The 14,531-nt window shown below is 61.3% G+C and carries 17 protein-coding genes; all 17 read right to left on the bottom strand.

Annotation, left to right across the window (positions count from 1 at the left end):
- Position 1 precedes the first annotated feature (1 nt).
- The gene (locus PseAD21_RS11050; protein WP_102355694.1) at positions 2-601 is read right to left on the bottom strand and encodes a YmfQ family protein; all 600 of its coding nucleotides are present in this window, start codon (positions 599-601) and stop codon (positions 2-4) included.
- Positions 589-1,635, bottom strand: a complete 1,047-nt coding sequence (locus PseAD21_RS11045) for a baseplate J/gp47 family protein (protein WP_102355693.1) — start codon at positions 1,633-1,635, stop codon at positions 589-591. The genes PseAD21_RS11050 and PseAD21_RS11045 overlap by 13 nt, the downstream gene beginning before the upstream one ends.
- Positions 1,625-2,023 carry a phage GP46 family protein gene (locus tag PseAD21_RS11040; RefSeq protein WP_102355692.1) on the bottom strand — a complete coding sequence of 133 codons (399 nt, stop codon included), beginning with the start codon at positions 2,021-2,023 and terminating at the stop codon, positions 1,625-1,627. The genes PseAD21_RS11045 and PseAD21_RS11040 overlap by 11 nt, the downstream gene beginning before the upstream one ends.
- A complete protein-coding gene (locus PseAD21_RS11035) occupies positions 2,023-2,532 on the bottom strand; it encodes a phage baseplate assembly protein V (protein ID WP_083366843.1) in 510 nt (169 codons plus the stop codon). Before PseAD21_RS11035 ends, PseAD21_RS11040 begins: the two co-directional genes overlap by 1 nt.
- 56 nt (positions 2,533-2,588) lie before the next feature.
- The gene (locus tag PseAD21_RS11030) at positions 2,589-3,632 is read right to left on the bottom strand and encodes a phage baseplate assembly protein (RefSeq protein ID WP_102355691.1); all 1,044 of its coding nucleotides are present in this window, start codon (positions 3,630-3,632) and stop codon (positions 2,589-2,591) included.
- Positions 3,633-3,635: 3 nt separating this feature from the next.
- Positions 3,636-4,871: a DNA circularization protein gene (locus PseAD21_RS11025; protein ID WP_102355690.1), complete on the bottom strand. Its 1,236-nt coding sequence runs from the start codon at positions 4,869-4,871 to the stop codon at positions 3,636-3,638.
- On the bottom strand, positions 4,858-6,546 hold the full coding sequence (locus tag PseAD21_RS11020) for a phage tail protein (protein ID WP_102355689.1): 1,689 nt from the start codon (positions 6,544-6,546) through the stop codon (positions 4,858-4,860). The genes PseAD21_RS11025 and PseAD21_RS11020 overlap by 14 nt, the downstream gene beginning before the upstream one ends.
- Before the next feature lie 130 nt (positions 6,547-6,676).
- Positions 6,677-6,973 carry a phage tail assembly protein gene (locus PseAD21_RS11015; RefSeq protein WP_003222226.1) on the bottom strand — a complete coding sequence of 99 codons (297 nt, stop codon included), beginning with the start codon at positions 6,971-6,973 and terminating at the stop codon, positions 6,677-6,679.
- Complete coding sequence (locus PseAD21_RS11010; RefSeq protein ID WP_007964335.1) at positions 6,970-7,317, bottom strand: phage tail tube protein; 348 nt, start codon at positions 7,315-7,317, stop codon at positions 6,970-6,972. The genes PseAD21_RS11015 and PseAD21_RS11010 overlap by 4 nt, the downstream gene beginning before the upstream one ends.
- A 67-nt stretch (positions 7,318-7,384) precedes the next feature.
- Positions 7,385-8,881 carry a phage tail sheath subtilisin-like domain-containing protein gene (locus tag PseAD21_RS11005; protein ID WP_102355688.1) on the bottom strand — a complete coding sequence of 499 codons (1,497 nt, stop codon included), beginning with the start codon at positions 8,879-8,881 and terminating at the stop codon, positions 7,385-7,387.
- Positions 8,881-9,063, bottom strand: a complete 183-nt coding sequence (locus PseAD21_RS11000) for a DUF2635 domain-containing protein (protein WP_003222219.1) — start codon at positions 9,061-9,063, stop codon at positions 8,881-8,883. The genes PseAD21_RS11005 and PseAD21_RS11000 overlap by 1 nt, the downstream gene beginning before the upstream one ends.
- Positions 9,060-9,644, bottom strand: coding sequence for a hypothetical protein (locus PseAD21_RS10995; protein WP_102355687.1), 585 nt, complete (start codon positions 9,642-9,644; stop codon positions 9,060-9,062). The genes PseAD21_RS11000 and PseAD21_RS10995 overlap by 4 nt, the downstream gene beginning before the upstream one ends.
- 148 nt (positions 9,645-9,792) lie before the next feature.
- Positions 9,793-10,821 carry a phage tail protein gene (locus PseAD21_RS10990; RefSeq protein WP_102355686.1) on the bottom strand — a complete coding sequence of 343 codons (1,029 nt, stop codon included), beginning with the start codon at positions 10,819-10,821 and terminating at the stop codon, positions 9,793-9,795.
- 9 nt (positions 10,822-10,830) lie between these two features.
- Positions 10,831-11,043 carry a tail protein X gene (locus PseAD21_RS10985; protein WP_102355685.1) on the bottom strand — a complete coding sequence of 71 codons (213 nt, stop codon included), beginning with the start codon at positions 11,041-11,043 and terminating at the stop codon, positions 10,831-10,833.
- A complete protein-coding gene (locus PseAD21_RS10980) occupies positions 11,036-11,419 on the bottom strand; it encodes a phage tail protein (protein ID WP_102355684.1) in 384 nt (127 codons plus the stop codon). The genes PseAD21_RS10985 and PseAD21_RS10980 overlap by 8 nt, the downstream gene beginning before the upstream one ends.
- Positions 11,416-13,668: a phage tail tape measure protein gene (locus PseAD21_RS10975; protein ID WP_102355683.1), complete on the bottom strand. Its 2,253-nt coding sequence runs from the start codon at positions 13,666-13,668 to the stop codon at positions 11,416-11,418. Before PseAD21_RS10975 ends, PseAD21_RS10980 begins: the two co-directional genes overlap by 4 nt.
- A gap of 128 nt (positions 13,669-13,796) precedes the next feature.
- Entirely contained in the window at positions 13,797-14,378 is a 582-nt protein-coding gene (locus tag PseAD21_RS10970; RefSeq protein ID WP_102355682.1) for a phage tail assembly protein, read from the bottom strand.
- Positions 14,379-14,531 lie beyond the last annotated feature (153 nt).

Raw genomic sequence — 14,531 nt, 5'->3', positions numbered from 1 at the left:
CCTAGTCATAGTTGATGTGCACCTTGGTATGCGCCGGCGCACTGCGGTGAATCAAACATTCCAGCGCTGACCCCGGATTAACGCCGAAGCGCTCGCCCCAGTAGCTCGCGCCGAAACGCCGGCCGAGCAGCAAGCGGCCGCCGGTGTTGAGCGTCCACATGAATTGCGCTTCCCAGGTGCCCCAGTGCGCCGCGCCGAAACGCGAGCGGCCCATGCGCGGGGCTTCGTGTTCGGTGATGGTGGCGTTGGGGTAGCCCTGGCTTTTGGCGATGTCGAGGTAATAACCGACCGCCTGACTGCCGACCGCGAGCAAACGACGGCGCACGGCGAGGCGGCGGTCGTCGAACAGCGGTGTGGCGCCCAGGCAGGGATCGGGCAACTCCATCACCCGTTCCCAGTCCGGCACCAGTTCACTGACGCCCGCCGGGTCCATCTCGTTGAGCAGGTCGGCGGCACGGGCGTCGAGGCGCGCCAGTTCGACGGCGACGCCTTGCAGCACTTCCTCGAGCTCCGGCACGCGTTCCGGATCCCACGCCGGACCGCTCGGCAGCAGCGCGCGCAGCTGCGCCTGGTATTGCGCGGCGGTTCTTATGCCCCCCATACGCAACCTCCGAAGGTGAGCAGTTCGCTTTGCCCGGCAGGCACGTCAGCGGCTGGTGCGGTCAGCGTGTGATCGTACTCACCGCCGGCGCTGCTGATGGCTTCGCGGATATGGCTGATCAGCAGCGGCACACCCAGATCGGCCTCGCGGTTGTGCAGGTCGCGCAGCTGCGCTTCGACGGCGGCGCGCACGGCAGTGGTGTCCGGATTGACGCTCTTGAAGCGATACACCACCGGTACCTGAATCGGCCGCTGCACATGCACTTCCGCCGTCACCGGGCGCAGCGGTTCGATGTAGTCCTGAACCTCCGCCAGTTGCTCATCGTTGGGCACCGGTTGCGGGTCTTCGTCACGCATGATGAACACCGTCACCGTGCCCGGCCCGAGCAAACCGCCACGGCACCAGGCCCGCGTCACACCCGGCACTTCCAGTGCCCAGGTTTCGTAGTCGCTGGCCGAACCGCCGTGCGGGATCACGCGATAGGAACGGATCACCCGCGAGCGCAGCGACTCCAGACTTTCCCGCGCTACGCCACCGCTGAGGCCGGGGGCGAGCACCACAAAACTGTTGCCGACGACACCGGTAATCGGCTGCACCGGGGTCAGCGCCAGTCCGGCGTCGGCATTACCCAGGCTGCCAGCATCCAGCGCCGCGATAGTGGTGCTGTTGCTGCCATTGACGGTGGTGCGCGCGGCAGTGACTTTGTAGGTGCGGCCATCGCTCGCTTGCAGCAGCGTATCGACATCCAGCACCGCACCGGCGGTCGCGGTAAAACTGACGCTGCCGGTGGCGACTTGCGCCGGTTTGCGTGGCTGGTTCAGGCGCAGGGCGGCGATGCGCTCCAGGGTCGACTCGTCGGCCTTGTCCGGCAGGATCTGCTCGGCAATCCAGTCGAGATAACCGTACAGGCCAAAAGCGGCGCCACCGAGAGTACGGGCCAGCACTTGCGCATCGGACTGGCGCAGCGAATCGCCGGCCAGGTCGCTTTGGGTGCGCTTGATCAGCACCGGCAGCGAAGGGGTTTCAAACGGCATAGATCACCTGCCAACTGTTATCGGGGTTGATGTCCAGACGTTCGCCGTCGGCCAGGGTCAGGACCGTGCGCAGGTTCAGGCGCTGGGCGTCGAGGCGTTCGCTGATGATGTCGATGGCGCTGCAGTGGCCGTCGTCGATCAGCCATTGCAGGGCTTCGCGGGCATAGAACTCGGCGTCCATCTGGGTCTGTCGGGTCAGCTTGACCCGGCGCAGCAGCCACAGCCGCGAGCCGATGCGGTCGTCGGCAACGGTGGGAAACGTGTCGCCCCACCAGCCGAAGCGCTCCTCGTCGTCGAGGGCGTCGTCATCGGCGGCGCGGCGCCAGGTGAACAGGCTGATGAGCACGGCGCGGGTCAGTGCGGCGTGGAGGTTCTGGCTGATGAACATCATTTGCCTCCTGCCGGCGCACCGGTCTGGCCGCTACCGGCCTGCACGCCCACATGCACGTGTTTGATCTGGCTGATGCCACCGGCGAGCTGATCGCCGGTGGAGACGATCTTGCCGGTCTGGTTGATCACCGGCGTGTCGAAGTTCACAGCGCTGCTGGCGCGGATGTTCAGCGTGGCGGTTTCGATGTCGATGATCCGCCCGCGCTTGAAGTGAATCTTGTCGCCCTCGTCGGTGTAGATCGCCACTTCACCGGCGGCCAGCGACTGCAAGCGATAGCGGCGGTCGGCGACTACCAGGGCGATGGCGTGGGAGCGATCGCCACCGAGAAACGTGACGATGCCTTCGGCGCCGGCCAGCGGGTTGCTGGTGAAACCGTAGGGTTCGAAATGCTCCATGTCGTCGTTCACCTCGCCGGCGGTGAGGCGCATTTGCAGCGATTGCAGCTTGGATGCCGAGTTGGCGAGCACGACAGTGCCGCGCGCCAGCAGGCGTGTCAGTAGGCTCATGATTTGTCCTCAAGGAGCAGACCCGACACGGACAAAATGTGGGTTCGGAGTCAGGCTCAGGTTTTTTTCGGGGGTGTTGGATCTGGATCGAAGGTATGCGGCGGTGCCACTTGCAGCGTGGTCACCGAGCCTTGTGCCGATAGCGAATAAGTGACCTTGGAGATCAGCATGTCGCCATCAAACCCAAGCACCGGATCCGTGACCTTGACCAGCGTGTTGTGGCGCCACAGATCGCCGTTGGACTGGCGCCAGCCCTGCACCTGATAGGTGGTGGTCTGCGCCCGGCCCATGCGGGTGGCGCTTTCCCACTGGGCGCGCTGCTGGGCCAGTTCGAACGTCAGCGCAGTGCCCTCGTTGATGATGGTGGTGCGTCGACGTTTGAAGCTCAGGTCGGCCGCGCTGGACTCAACCTCGCTGACCGCCGCCCCGCTCTTCTTGTCCGAACCTTTCTGCTGGCCGATCACCCGGTATTCGGAGAACACCTGGCTCTGATCCATCGGCGCGTTGGCCGACAGAATGTTCTTGCCCAGCTCCAACGCATCACTGGCCCGACCACCGCTGCCGGGTTTGGCCAATACCAGCCGGCCCTGCGCGTCATCGGTGGAAAACACCCGGAACAACGAGAGCAACCGGTCGATCGACTGGAACACCGTTTCGCCCGGCACGATGGTGTGTTTGGCAAGCCGCGCAGTCTCGGGAATCTCATTGACCACCATCAGCGAGTAGTCCATGGCCAGCGCCTGAACGATGCTCAGCAACGGTTGCTCCTGCCATTGATTGGGCCGGTTGGTGGCCGCGCAATCGACCAGGTCCTGGGTCTTGGAACTGCCTTCAATGCTCAGGCTGATCTGGCGCCCGTCATAGCTGATCGGGGCCTTGAACACGTAGCCGGTGAGCACCAGGTCCTGGCCGATTTTCACTTCGCAGGGGTCACCCGGCTTGATCCGCTGATCCACCGTCTGCCCTGGCCACTGCCAGGTGATGTCAAGTTTGAAAGTGCGGAACTGGCGCTCCAGATCAGCAGTGATTTCCACGCTTTTCCAGCCGCCGTATTCCATGTTGTTGACGGTCAACGTGACGCGGTTATCCATCTCGCTCATGGCTCACTCTCCCGACACTTTCACATCGTTGGGCGAAAACCCCGGATGGGTGATGCCATTGCGTTGAGTCACTTCGTTCACCCGCGTCGCATCGCCAAATTGCTTGTAGGCCACCACCAGTGCCGGAAAACTTTCCTGGAACGATTTGCTGACCTGTCGCACACCGGACGACGCCACCGCCTTGAGGTGCGCAATCAACGCTTCTTTCACGTCGCTGATCGCCTGGAAGTGTGCAGGGTCGGCCTTGTCCAGCATCGGATTGATCGCCACCGCCACGGCGTCACGCAATGCCTGCATGTCGTCACTGACCGGGACTTCCTGACGGGTCACCGGGCTTGTCGCCTGCTGCCCTACCGTGGGTGTCGATTGCAGCTTCACCGGCGTTGTCGCCACCGGCATCGACGCCACCCATTGCGCCACTTTGACCAGCATCGTGTCCTGCACCAGATCGGCCATGGCTTGCGCCGCCGCATTGGTGTCCTTGCCGGTGGTGATCTTCGGTGCATCAGCCTTGCGAATGGCTTCGAGTTGTTGGGACACGTCGGCAATCACGCCACGGTAGCCCTCCTTCGCGAACGCCTTCAGCTCCTTGATATCGCCGAGCAAGCCCTTGAACTCCGCGGCGACTTCCTTGGGCAATTCCTTGACGGCTTTGACCAGTTCGGTGATCTGCCGGTATTGCTCGATCAGCGGTTTGAGTTGCTCTTTGATCACCTCATAAACCCCGGTCAGGCTGTTGCGCAGATTGGCGATGCCGATCCGCGCAGCCTTGATCAGCGTCATCGCCTGTTCGAAGCGCGCCACCGCCGAACCCAGCAGCGTGTCAGCCTTGGCCAACAGGACTTTTTGCGTACTGACAGTGGCGGTCGGAAACGGCAACGGCCGGTCGGGGTAGAACTTCAGACTGAAGGTCACCAGCCCGCCGTCCTGGCGGGTGTGGGTCATGTCGCATTCGCCGACCTTGACTTGCAGGCGTCCCAGCCAAGGGTGCACCAGTTCGCCACTGCCCTGCTCCAACGCCTTGAGCAGCTTGTCGCGCTGCTCCAGGCAATCGGTGCCGATGATGAAGGCCGTCAGGTCGTGGGTCTTGGCCTGCTGGCCAAGGTCCTCGAAATACGGCAGGTCGCGTTGCGGATATTCGTGCAACTGACCTTTGCGACCGACCGGGGTTTTCGCCTGATCGATCCAGAACCCGACACCGCGAAACGATGCCGGCAACAAACGGTCACGCCAGTTCATTGGAACCTCCTGCCGACAGCGAGCGATAGCCGATGCGCGATGACAGCGCCAGGCCCGGTTGATTGCTTTGCGGTTGATCGGTGCGCATCCCGGGCGGAGCATTGACGAAGCTCACCGTGAGGCCGCCTTCGAGTTGCGTACGATTGTTGGCGGCGCTTTGCTGGATCAGCGCGCTGGAGGTTTGCGACAGTGAGCCGCCCTGCAGAGCAGGTTTATCCTGAGCAATGTCGGAGCCCGACAATGCATTCGACGCTGACTCGCTGTTGCCGCCAAAGAACGCCGGCGCGAGCTCACCCTTACCTTCGGCATTGGTTTTCTTCTGAGCTTCGGACAGTCCTTCGATCTTGCCGGTAATCTTGGTGACAAACCCGCCGAAGCTGCCACCGAGCATTTCCCTGATCGGCGCCATGTACGACTCGATTTTGTCCGCAAACTCACGGATACGATCGGTCAGCGGCGACCACTTCAAATCAAACATTTCCAGCGGTGAACCCATGAACGGCAGGCCGAAAATCGCGCCCAGCGCCATCATCACCGCACGAATGGATTCTGTTTTCTCGGCAAAGAACGCAGGCACCTGGCCCCAGAGTTCGTTGATCCTGTCCATCGGAATGTAGTCGTTGAAGATCCCGCGCAACGTCTCCTTGAGTGGCACAACCAGCGCTGCCAGCAAGTCCCAGATGGCCGCGAACAACCCTGTGACGGGCCCCCAGTTATTCACTATCAGGCCCAGTGGCGTCCAGCCAAAACCCTCCTTCAGGGCCGCAAAGGTCGAGGCCACGTTTTCCTTGATGCGCCCAAAAATTGCCGCAAATATCGGGCTGATTGTCCCCCAGTTGTTGAGGATCATCCCTTGAGGAGTCCAGGCGAACATCGATTTGTAGAACTCGATCACGGGCACCGCTAGGGCCTTGAGACCTCGCCAGAATGCGGCCAAAAACTCGGTGACCGGCCCCCAGTTACTGATCAACATCCCCAAAGGCGTGTAGCTGAACATCGTCTTGAAAAACTCAGCCATCGGCATCACCACCGGAGCGATTTTCTGCCAGAGCCCGATAAAAAACGTCGAGATCGGTTTCCAGTAAGCCACGATCAAACCGGCGGCCAAGGCAATGCCGGTGGCAATCAGCATGATCGGATTGGCCTTCATCACCATGCTCATCACATCGAACACCTGGGTCGTACCGGCCACGGCGGTTTGCATCGCCGAAAACGCGATCGCCCCCGCCGCCAGGCCCTGCACCAGTTCCGGGTTGTCATCGAGCAAACTACCGAAACCGGTCAGCATCGGCTCAAGTCCAACGACCACGGCACCGACCGCCGGCACCAGCGCGGCATTCACCGCATTGGAAACCTTCTCCATCGAAGCACTGAACACATTCATGTTCTGCGCAGCGACTTTCGGCGCGGAGGGCAGGTCGACGGTTTTCGCCGTCTCGCTGACTTCGGTCAATTTGCCCTGAAACGCCGCCGCCGATTTGATGCCGTCCACGAACGGCGTGATCACGCTGCCGCCCTTGAACAGACCGCTGATATCCAGTTTGCCGAGGCCAGTCTGCTCGAGGTTTTTCTTGAAGCTCTCGACCTTTGCCCGAAGGGCGCCGAGTTTTGGCGACAGTTCATCGATGCCCGTGATCAGCACCGGAGTTTTCACTTGCTTTTCTTCGTCTGCCATCACTGCACCTGCTGCATCGCATTGATCCGTTGCGCGTGCTCCAGCGATTCGCGGAGCACATCCAGTGGCCTGGCCATCATCTGTTCGGGGTCAACCTTCCAGAACCAGGCCAGGTCATAGGCGACTGCGATCAGGTCGGTGATGGCTCCGACGCCGCACTCATGAAAAAACTCGCAACGGCCCAGCTCAGCGCGTTGAGGTCAGCCAGATCGAGCTGGTTGACCGACGACGGTGGAATACCGGCGCACACGGCGATGTATTTGGCCGCCACGTCCATGTCGAGGCTGACTTCTTCGCTCTTGTCGATCTTGTACGGCAGCGCCTTGATCGCTCGCACTTCCTGCACCGTCGGACGGCGCAGGACGAGTTCGGTCAGGGGCTCGCCGTGAGCTTCGATCGCAACCTGAAGCTTCACGGCGCCGCTCATTGCCAGGTCCCCTTGATGCCTTCGAACTTCAGCTCGATGGTGGCGTCATCGCCTTTGGAAACAGGTTCTTCAACCAGGTAAGCGCCGGCCAGCACGTAGACTTTGCCGTTGCTGAATTCGCAGGTGACAGTGATGTCGGTGCCTTCGATCAGCTTCTTCAGCGGGAAGTCGGCGGTGTGCAGCGCGGTCACTTTGAACGATGGCGCGACGTCGGTTTCCTTGTAGAAACCCGGTACGACGGTTTCGCGTTTGACGGCCATCAGCGGGGCTTCGCAGCCGCCGTTGATAGTCAGTTGTGCACCGTCCACTTTGACGTAGCAGGTGCCTGCAATCACTTGACCCATGGTGTTACTCCCTTCAAATAAAAAGCCCACGCGAGGTGGGCTGAATGCTTACGGCCAAACGCGGTTATCAAGCCGCGTCGTCGTACTGCAGGCGGAATTGGTTGAGCAGTGCGAACACGCGCAGACCGTTGATGTAATCCGGCGGGAACAGCACGTTCACGCGGCTCGGGTCCTGCACGTCGCGCTCGACGATCAGGTGCTCGGCGAACAGCTCGGCGTTCTCCACGTGGCCTTCCAACTCCAGCTTGGCGTACTGCGCGATCAGCTCTCCGCGAATGGTCGCCGGGGTGACGATCGGCTGGCCGGCGCCGAAACGGGTGCCGTCGGAGGCCAGTTTGTGGCGACCGTATTTGCTGGTGATCACGCTTTGCAGACGACGCACGATGAACGCCGACTGGTGCATGGTTTCGCTGTCCAGGTAGGAGTTATCGGCCTGGCCATAAGCGTTCTTCTGGTAGGTGGTGATCGAACGCTGGATGCGCACGTAACCGCCTTCGTAGTAGGCAGTGGCGATGCCGTAGTTGAGCAGCGACTGACGCTCGGTCAGGGTGAAACGCTCACTCGCCGGTGCAGGGTCAACGCCCGGCAGGCTACCGCTTTGGGTCGGACGGCTGGCATCGGCGGAGATGAACACCGCAGTGCGCGCAGCCAGTGCTGCAGCTTGTACCCAGAACGGTTGCGGTACGCCCGGTTCCAGCGCCTGAATGGTCATGTGCTGATCGTTACGCGCCTGGCCTGCGGCGACCAGCGTGCCGACGGTGCCGCGCTTGGCGCTGTAGACATGACCGAACAGTTGCTTGGCCCACGACCAGCGACCGGTGCTGTCATCCATGACGGCTTGCCAGGTGTTGAGGGTCGACAGGTCCGACCATGGCAGTGCGATGAACTCGAAGGGCTCGTCGCCCAGTGCGGCAACCGCAGCCACCTGGTCCGGCACGCCGGCGCCACCAGTCATGGCGGTGATGGCGGTGGTCAGGCCGGCCGGGGTTTCTTCGCCGTTGCTCTTGCCCAGACGATTGAACTGCAGACTGATGTCGTTACCGCTGTCGCCAGTCCATTTGGCGTTCAGGGTGACCACACCTTCGGCAGCGGCAGCGCTCACCGGCAGATCGGCCGTGGCGTTGATTTTCTGCGCCAGTGCAGTGGCCGCCTGAGCCGCGGTGGCACCGTTAACCACGGTGGCCTGCACACGCACACCACCGACGTACAGGTTGAGCACGCCAGCCTGAGTCGCGGTGCCGGTCAGGGTCAGCACGCCTTTGGCGATCGCGCCTTCAGCGTTGTGCAGCGGCAGGCACCAGATCTCACCGATCGGGTCGGCCTTGCGGAAGGTCTCGTACATCGAGGCGAGCATCGAGCCCTGACCGCCGATGCTTTTCGCCAGCGCAACGCTGGAGACCAGTACCAGTTTGCCGACTTCGGTCGGGGCGATGTTGTCGTTGACCTGAGCGACGATCAAACGACGCAGGGTCGAGCTCGCGCTATTGGCGGCCGAGTTGTCCATTTCGGCATAGAACAGCGGTACACGAATGTCCGCGGGGATGTTGCTGAATCCGATCGCCATTATTTGGCTCCCTGTGGTTTAGCCGCTTTTGCGGTTTTGAGTGTGATATCGCCGTCGGCCAGACGTCGGCGCCACCAGGCGCTGTCCAGCACTTCACGGCCTTCGAGGGGCAGCAGATCGCCCGCTTCCGGGTCAGGCACGGCACGGCCAGCGGCCGGCAGTACGGTGATGCGATTGCTCATGGGGTTACGTCTCCAGAGAAAGTCAGTTCCACGCGCCCGTCAGGGCCCGGGTGTTTCAGGTTGGGGTCGGCCGGGTCGATCGCGTCGACCCGCACGGTGACCCCGGTAAAGGACGACAAACCGTCCAGTTCACGTTCGTGCCAGCTTTCCGCAGGCTGACTGGGCAGATTGCGGCCGAGCTGGAACTCGGCAAAAAAGCGCAGCCGATAGAAGGCGCGGCTGCTGTTGATCGAGACCATTTCGCCGCCGTCATAAACGATGGCGCTGTAGTCGGTGCCCGGCTTGAACCCCACCAGCGCGCGCCACAATTCGGCGCGCAGGTCGTGCAACAGATCCAGCGCTTTTGTGCCGTCGCTGGCGTCAAGCGCCAGGACGATTTCGAAGCGGTCGCGGATCGGTTGAGCGGTGAGGTTTTGCGCGGTGCTGTTACTGGCCTCATCAGTCAGCGGCAGCACATGGGCCGAAGGTGTCGGCAGATCGGCATTGCCTTGCAGCAAGGCCAGATCGACACCCACCGCAATGTGATTGGCAAGGCCTGGGCATTGCGCACGCAGTTGCGTGAGGATCGGGGTGATCTTCATGGTGGTGTTCCAGATTATGAAAATGACCACAGGCCCCTGTAGGAGTGAGCCTGCTCGCGATGGCGGTGGGTCAGACACATTGATTTTGACTATGGCACCGCTATCGCGAGCAGGCTCACTCCTACAAGGGATTCGTGTCGCTGCGGAATCAGTCTTTGGACTCGGCCTTGGGGTCAAGGCACGATGCATCGATCACGCAGCGATAGCTGTTCTCGCGATTGCCACTGGCCGTGACCTTGTCGATCGACCAGCGTCCGCGCATGAAGTCCGGCCAGGTCTCATCGAGCCGCACCAGGCCTTCGGCCGACAGCCGTGGATCGCCGGGACAGGTGATCTTCACCTTGTACTTCTGGCGCAGCATCTTGCGCACTTCGCCCTCGCCGACGGCGATGGCATCGGCTTCGTTGGGTTGCTTCTGGCGGATGGTCTTGAACGGCGCAAGCCCGGTTTCGATCCAGCGCAAGACGCCTGCCGCACCATCCCAGAAACAGGTCTTGCAACCCTTGGTCTGCTCGCGGGCAGATTCCTCCAGCGTGGCGCTGATGAACGCGTGATCGCCAGGGCGATTGTTACTGGTCACCGATAAAGTCACGTCCGCCAGCACCTGGCCCGACAACGACTTGGTCTGGCCGGGACGGGCCAGCACGTACACGTTGTCGTAGGGTTTGGTCACCGCGTTGTACTTTTTCGCGAGGCGCGTCAGAAAGCTCATGTCAGTTTCGTTGGACTGGTCGATGTGCTCGATCCTGATCATCGCCACCTCGGGAGCGACGCGCGGTGAGAAGCCATGGAGCGATACCAGTTCGTGAAACAGCGCACCCAATGTGGTCGGGCCATGACTGGCCGTGCGGCGTTGCTTGAAGCCCGTCTCATCATCCTTGCTGAACGGCGCCGCAGTGGCCACCAGTGTCAGGCGAAACGGGAACAGCGTCGGCGTCAGGCGCGTCACTTTGAACTGGCCCTTGTCGACCAGTCCCGATTCCAGATAACCGACCTCCAGGCCGATTTTCCCGCCCAGGTTCGGCAGCCCCTCAAGGCCTTCGAGATCAATCGTCAAGGTCAACTGATCGGACTCGAAACCGGCAGCGTCGATGTGCTCCCAACTGATCAGGCGTTGATTGAGCAGGGCCGAATGGGCCCCGTAGAGTCTTATCGCCGGGGTAAAACCCAGTGCCATGCGTCCTCCTTAATCCCAGGCCGTCAGCGGCTTGATCGTGGCCGATTTCGAATCGAGTTCCGGCAGTACGACCCAGACCCCGGCGGGCAGCACCGGCCCCTGTTCAGCCAGGCTCGGATTGAGTTTCCACAGGGCTTCTTCGGCGGCGTCATCACTGCGCCCGGTTTCGCGGTAGAGCAGCAGATTCACCGAATCACCGGCCACGCTTCGTACCTTACGCATTGTTGAACTCCGTTAATCCGACCACCCACTTGATCACCATCGCGGTGCCGTCATCGATGACCTCGCTCTGGTTCTCGTCGATGCTGTTGATCCGCCACAGGCCCCAGTTGCGACCGATACCGTCAATCAACGGCAGCGGCACACGCAGTGCCTGTAGTGCGCGTAATTCATCGAGTCGATCCATGGCCACGGCATACATCGAGGTGCCGCTGATGGTCAGCGTCTCCGCTTTCTGCCCGGTCTGACTGGACTTCGGTTTGCTGGTCAGGATCTGTATGTCGCTCCAGCCACCGTCGGACTTTCGCGCCAGCGTGCTGTAAGCGAAGTTGCGCGAGAGGCCGAAGATGAAACTGCCCAGTGCCATTTGTTGTTTCATGTGGCGACTCCATCGGTCAGGGCTGCGTCACGGCGGGGGGCGAGCGGGGTGTTGGTCAACAGCGGCAGGAACTGGCCGTGGAATTGCCCGCTCAGTTGTTGGCCGATGATCGTACGAATCTGCTCGGCAGTATCTGGCGCCGGGCAGGTGACCTGGATCAGTGGGGAGAAGGTGACTTGCTGGTTTTGCGTCTGCGCGCTCGGCAGTTCTTTGGCAACCTCTACCGGCGGGGCGAGTTGGTTCGGTGCAGGCGTCGCGAGTTTTTCACCCAATGCGCTTCCCCACTGATTGCCATAGTAGGTGCCAGCTGCTCCGCCAACCCCTCCACCGACAAGTGCCCCGGCAGGACCGGCGAAAGCCCCCAGGAAGGCACCAACGCGCGCCCCCAGGTAATTTCCAGCAACCCCACCCACCAGGCCGCCCGCTCCTCTAGCTGTTTGTTTGCCATCGGCATCGAGCAAGCCGTTGACCACGTCCATACCGGAGTCGAGCATCATCAACGGCATACTCAGAGGGCCAGCTACACGACCGATACGGGCACCTTGACTGACCAGACTTCGGCCTGGACCGGATGTCAGGTATTTAGCTCGGTCAAGCGCAACGGATCCCAGAGTCTTGGCATTGTTAAGCCCAGCGGACCCCCAAGTCTTGGCATTGTTCAGCGCAACGCCCCCCCAAGCCTTCGCACCGTTAAGCGCTGCGGAACCCCAGGATATGGCAGTTGTGCCGACGAACTTGAGGTTGTCGATAGTGGTTGTCGTTCCTCTAATGCCCTTGGCCAGCATCGACCCAGCGACCTGCACGCCCTTAATACCGGCAATACTCAAAATCAACGTACGCGCGAGCTCCGGTGATTCTTCAGCCATGCTGCTCAAGCCATCAGTCGCCCAAGCCATCACCCCGGTGAGCCTGTCAAAATCAGCCAGCACAGCAGCGCCAGCGGAGCTAAAGAGACGATCTTTCTGAGCGGTGAAAATGTTCCAGCCCGTTTGCGACGTATCAGACAGTGCCCGCGCAGCCTGATTGACTGCCCCGCCCTCCTCGCCTCGCGCCGAAGATGCGTACTGCTGTTTATCTTTGACGAGATCAAATGCACCTCGCACATCAGCGCTGCGCTCGAGCATTTTCACAACCGGCTGGTCGATCGAAAAAAGCGTCATCGCCAGGCTGGCTTGCTGCTCGGGGGATTTTGTCTTCAGCGCCTCAAGCACCTTGAGAATCGCGCCGGGGGCATCCCCTTGCATTTGCGCAGCGAGGGACTTTGGATCGAGGTCGAGTTGAGCGATCACCGCTTTCTGACTAACTGATGCGTTGTCGCCCAACGCCAGCGTCGTGGTGATCTTCTCCAGTGCCACTCCGGCGTCAGCCCTGTTGACGTTGACATTGAGCATTGCCGCAGCAAAAGCCGCAGTCTGTTCGGGACTCAGCCCCGCACCTTTTGCCGAAGCGCCGTAGTTGCTGAGGATCGAACCAATGTCAGCCACCGTGGCACTCAATCGGCTTCCCAGCACGCTGGTGGCATCGGCGAGGTCGAGGGTCTTTGCTCGGTCGAGCCCCATTGAGGTGCGCCAGCCGATCAGCAGATCCGCAACATCCGGCGCCTTCATCTCAAAGGCTGTGGCCGTGATGCCAGTGTCTCGAGTGAAATCACTGAGGTCTTTTTGCCGAGCGGCTTCATTCTTCTGTTCGCTGCCAACTCCACCCTTGACACCGGCATACATCACGCCTGCCAGATCCAGCACCGTGGTACCGCCGGCTGCCACTTTGCGCTCGGCGGCCATTTTCTCCAACGACACCCGCAACGCATCGCGTTGATCGCCCTCAACGCCTGCAACCCGTCCCAGTCGCGCCATCGCGCTATCAAGGTTGATCGCTGGCTGCAGGTATTTGAAAGGTTGCGTTGCGCCATTGACGCCTGACGGTTTCGACTCAGCTCCCACGGCCGCGCTGCCCGCTAGTGCTGGCCGGTCATTGAGAGACTGTTGCAGCGAGCGCTGTGAAATCAGCACAGCGTGTATCGACCCCAACACATCCCTGAGCTGAACCTGCTCGGCGGTCAGATTGCGCAACTCGCTGGTGGCATCGGCCAGCGCCAGGCTTAGCCCGGCGATCCCACCGTCAAGGTTCGACGCAGGTGCTGCTGCAGACATCGTCGGGACCATTAAGGCGGCTGTCTTGCTGGCCGTGCTCAATTCCCTGGTCTCTTGATTGATCTCAGCGAAGGTCAACGCATAGTTATCATCTGCCATGCCGCTCTACTCCTGTTTCACGCCAAGGCGAGTGATCGCTATGTCGTAGCGGCGCAACGCCTTTTCGGCGTCCCATTCCAGAATCTCCGCCTCACTTACCGGGTAAATGAGCGGGACGATATCGAGGATTACTTCGATGTCGCGTTCCGAAAGTAGGCCGCCGGCTGGTTTAAAAAATCGTCGATGCGCACCTGCAATTGGGTCCAGTCAGGGACGCTCATCTGGGCAAGATCGGGGATCATCAGACCGGTGCAATGGGCAGTGATGAATTCGGCGCGTTCCTTGGCCGTTTTCAGTTTCTTCATCACCTTGGTGGCGCGCAGTGCGGGCATTTCCAGCGACAGCGAGGTCACGGTGCGGCCGGTCACGGCGAGCGGTTGCAGCAGTTGCACCTGGTCGGGATCGGCGGATTTTTCCGCGTCCTCGACCTGCTCCAGAAAGTACGACGCCGGACGGGTCGACATCTCGTGCACGTACTGGGCGATGCTCACGTAGTCCGGGCGTTTGAGCTGGTCGAGTTCCTTGACCGACAGGCCGGTGGCGAGCAGTGCCAGTTCGAAGAACTGGTCGTCTTCGTCATCGCCGGCGCGTTCCAGCGCTTCTTTCTGTGCGGCGTAGAACAGCGGCTTGAGCTGGATCTGCTCGATTTGCGCGCCGTCGTCACCGGTGATCGGCGACAGCAGGTCATGCTTGGGTGGCATCCACGACATGTATGAATTCCTTGGTGATTCTTTTTTAGGAGGTATCGCTATTCCCTTGTAGGAGTGAGCCTGCTCGCGATAGCGGTCTTTCAAGCACATTGATGTTGCATGTGCTGACCTCATCGCGAGCAGGCTCACTCCTACAGGATTTGTGCTGTGCCG

Source organism: Pseudomonas sp. AD21 (assembly GCF_002878485.1).
GTDB lineage: Bacteria > Pseudomonadota > Gammaproteobacteria > Pseudomonadales > Pseudomonadaceae > Aquipseudomonas.
The sequence above is the reverse complement of the archived record's forward strand: the minus strand, read 5'-3'. Positions and strand labels throughout refer to the sequence as shown.

Excerpts from the sequence above, each read along its gene's own strand:
- PseAD21_RS11050 (WP_102355694.1), bottom strand. The coding sequence starts at position 601 with ATGGGGGGCATAAGAACCGCCGCGCAATACCAGGCGCAGCTGCGCGCG.
- PseAD21_RS11045 (WP_102355693.1), bottom strand. The coding sequence starts at position 1,635 with ATGCCGTTTGAAACCCCTTCGCTGCCGGTGCTGATCAAGCGCACCCAA.
- PseAD21_RS11040 (WP_102355692.1), bottom strand. The coding sequence starts at position 2,023 with ATGTTCATCAGCCAGAACCTCCACGCCGCACTGACCCGCGCCGTGCTC.
- PseAD21_RS11035 (WP_083366843.1), bottom strand. The coding sequence starts at position 2,532 with ATGAGCCTACTGACACGCCTGCTGGCGCGCGGCACTGTCGTGCTCGCC.
- PseAD21_RS11030 (WP_102355691.1), bottom strand. The coding sequence starts at position 3,632 with ATGAGCGAGATGGATAACCGCGTCACGTTGACCGTCAACAACATGGAA.
- PseAD21_RS11025 (WP_102355690.1), bottom strand. The coding sequence starts at position 4,871 with ATGAACTGGCGTGACCGTTTGTTGCCGGCATCGTTTCGCGGTGTCGGG.
- PseAD21_RS11020 (WP_102355689.1), bottom strand. The coding sequence starts at position 6,546 with ATGGCAGACGAAGAAAAGCAAGTGAAAACTCCGGTGCTGATCACGGGC.
- PseAD21_RS11015 (WP_003222226.1), bottom strand. The coding sequence starts at position 6,973 with ATGAGCGGCGCCGTGAAGCTTCAGGTTGCGATCGAAGCTCACGGCGAG.
- PseAD21_RS11010 (WP_007964335.1), bottom strand. The coding sequence starts at position 7,317 with ATGGGTCAAGTGATTGCAGGCACCTGCTACGTCAAAGTGGACGGTGCA.
- PseAD21_RS11005 (WP_102355688.1), bottom strand. The coding sequence starts at position 8,881 with ATGGCGATCGGATTCAGCAACATCCCCGCGGACATTCGTGTACCGCTG.
- PseAD21_RS11000 (WP_003222219.1), bottom strand. The coding sequence starts at position 9,063 with ATGAGCAATCGCATCACCGTACTGCCGGCCGCTGGCCGTGCCGTGCCT.
- PseAD21_RS10995 (WP_102355687.1), bottom strand. The coding sequence starts at position 9,644 with ATGAAGATCACCCCGATCCTCACGCAACTGCGTGCGCAATGCCCAGGC.
- PseAD21_RS10990 (WP_102355686.1), bottom strand. The coding sequence starts at position 10,821 with ATGGCACTGGGTTTTACCCCGGCGATAAGACTCTACGGGGCCCATTCG.
- PseAD21_RS10985 (WP_102355685.1), bottom strand. The coding sequence starts at position 11,043 with ATGCGTAAGGTACGAAGCGTGGCCGGTGATTCGGTGAATCTGCTGCTC.
- PseAD21_RS10980 (WP_102355684.1), bottom strand. The coding sequence starts at position 11,419 with ATGAAACAACAAATGGCACTGGGCAGTTTCATCTTCGGCCTCTCGCGC.
- PseAD21_RS10975 (WP_102355683.1), bottom strand. The coding sequence starts at position 13,668 with ATGGCAGATGATAACTATGCGTTGACCTTCGCTGAGATCAATCAAGAG.
- PseAD21_RS10970 (WP_102355682.1), bottom strand. The coding sequence starts at position 14,378 with ATGTCGTGGATGCCACCCAAGCATGACCTGCTGTCGCCGATCACCGGT.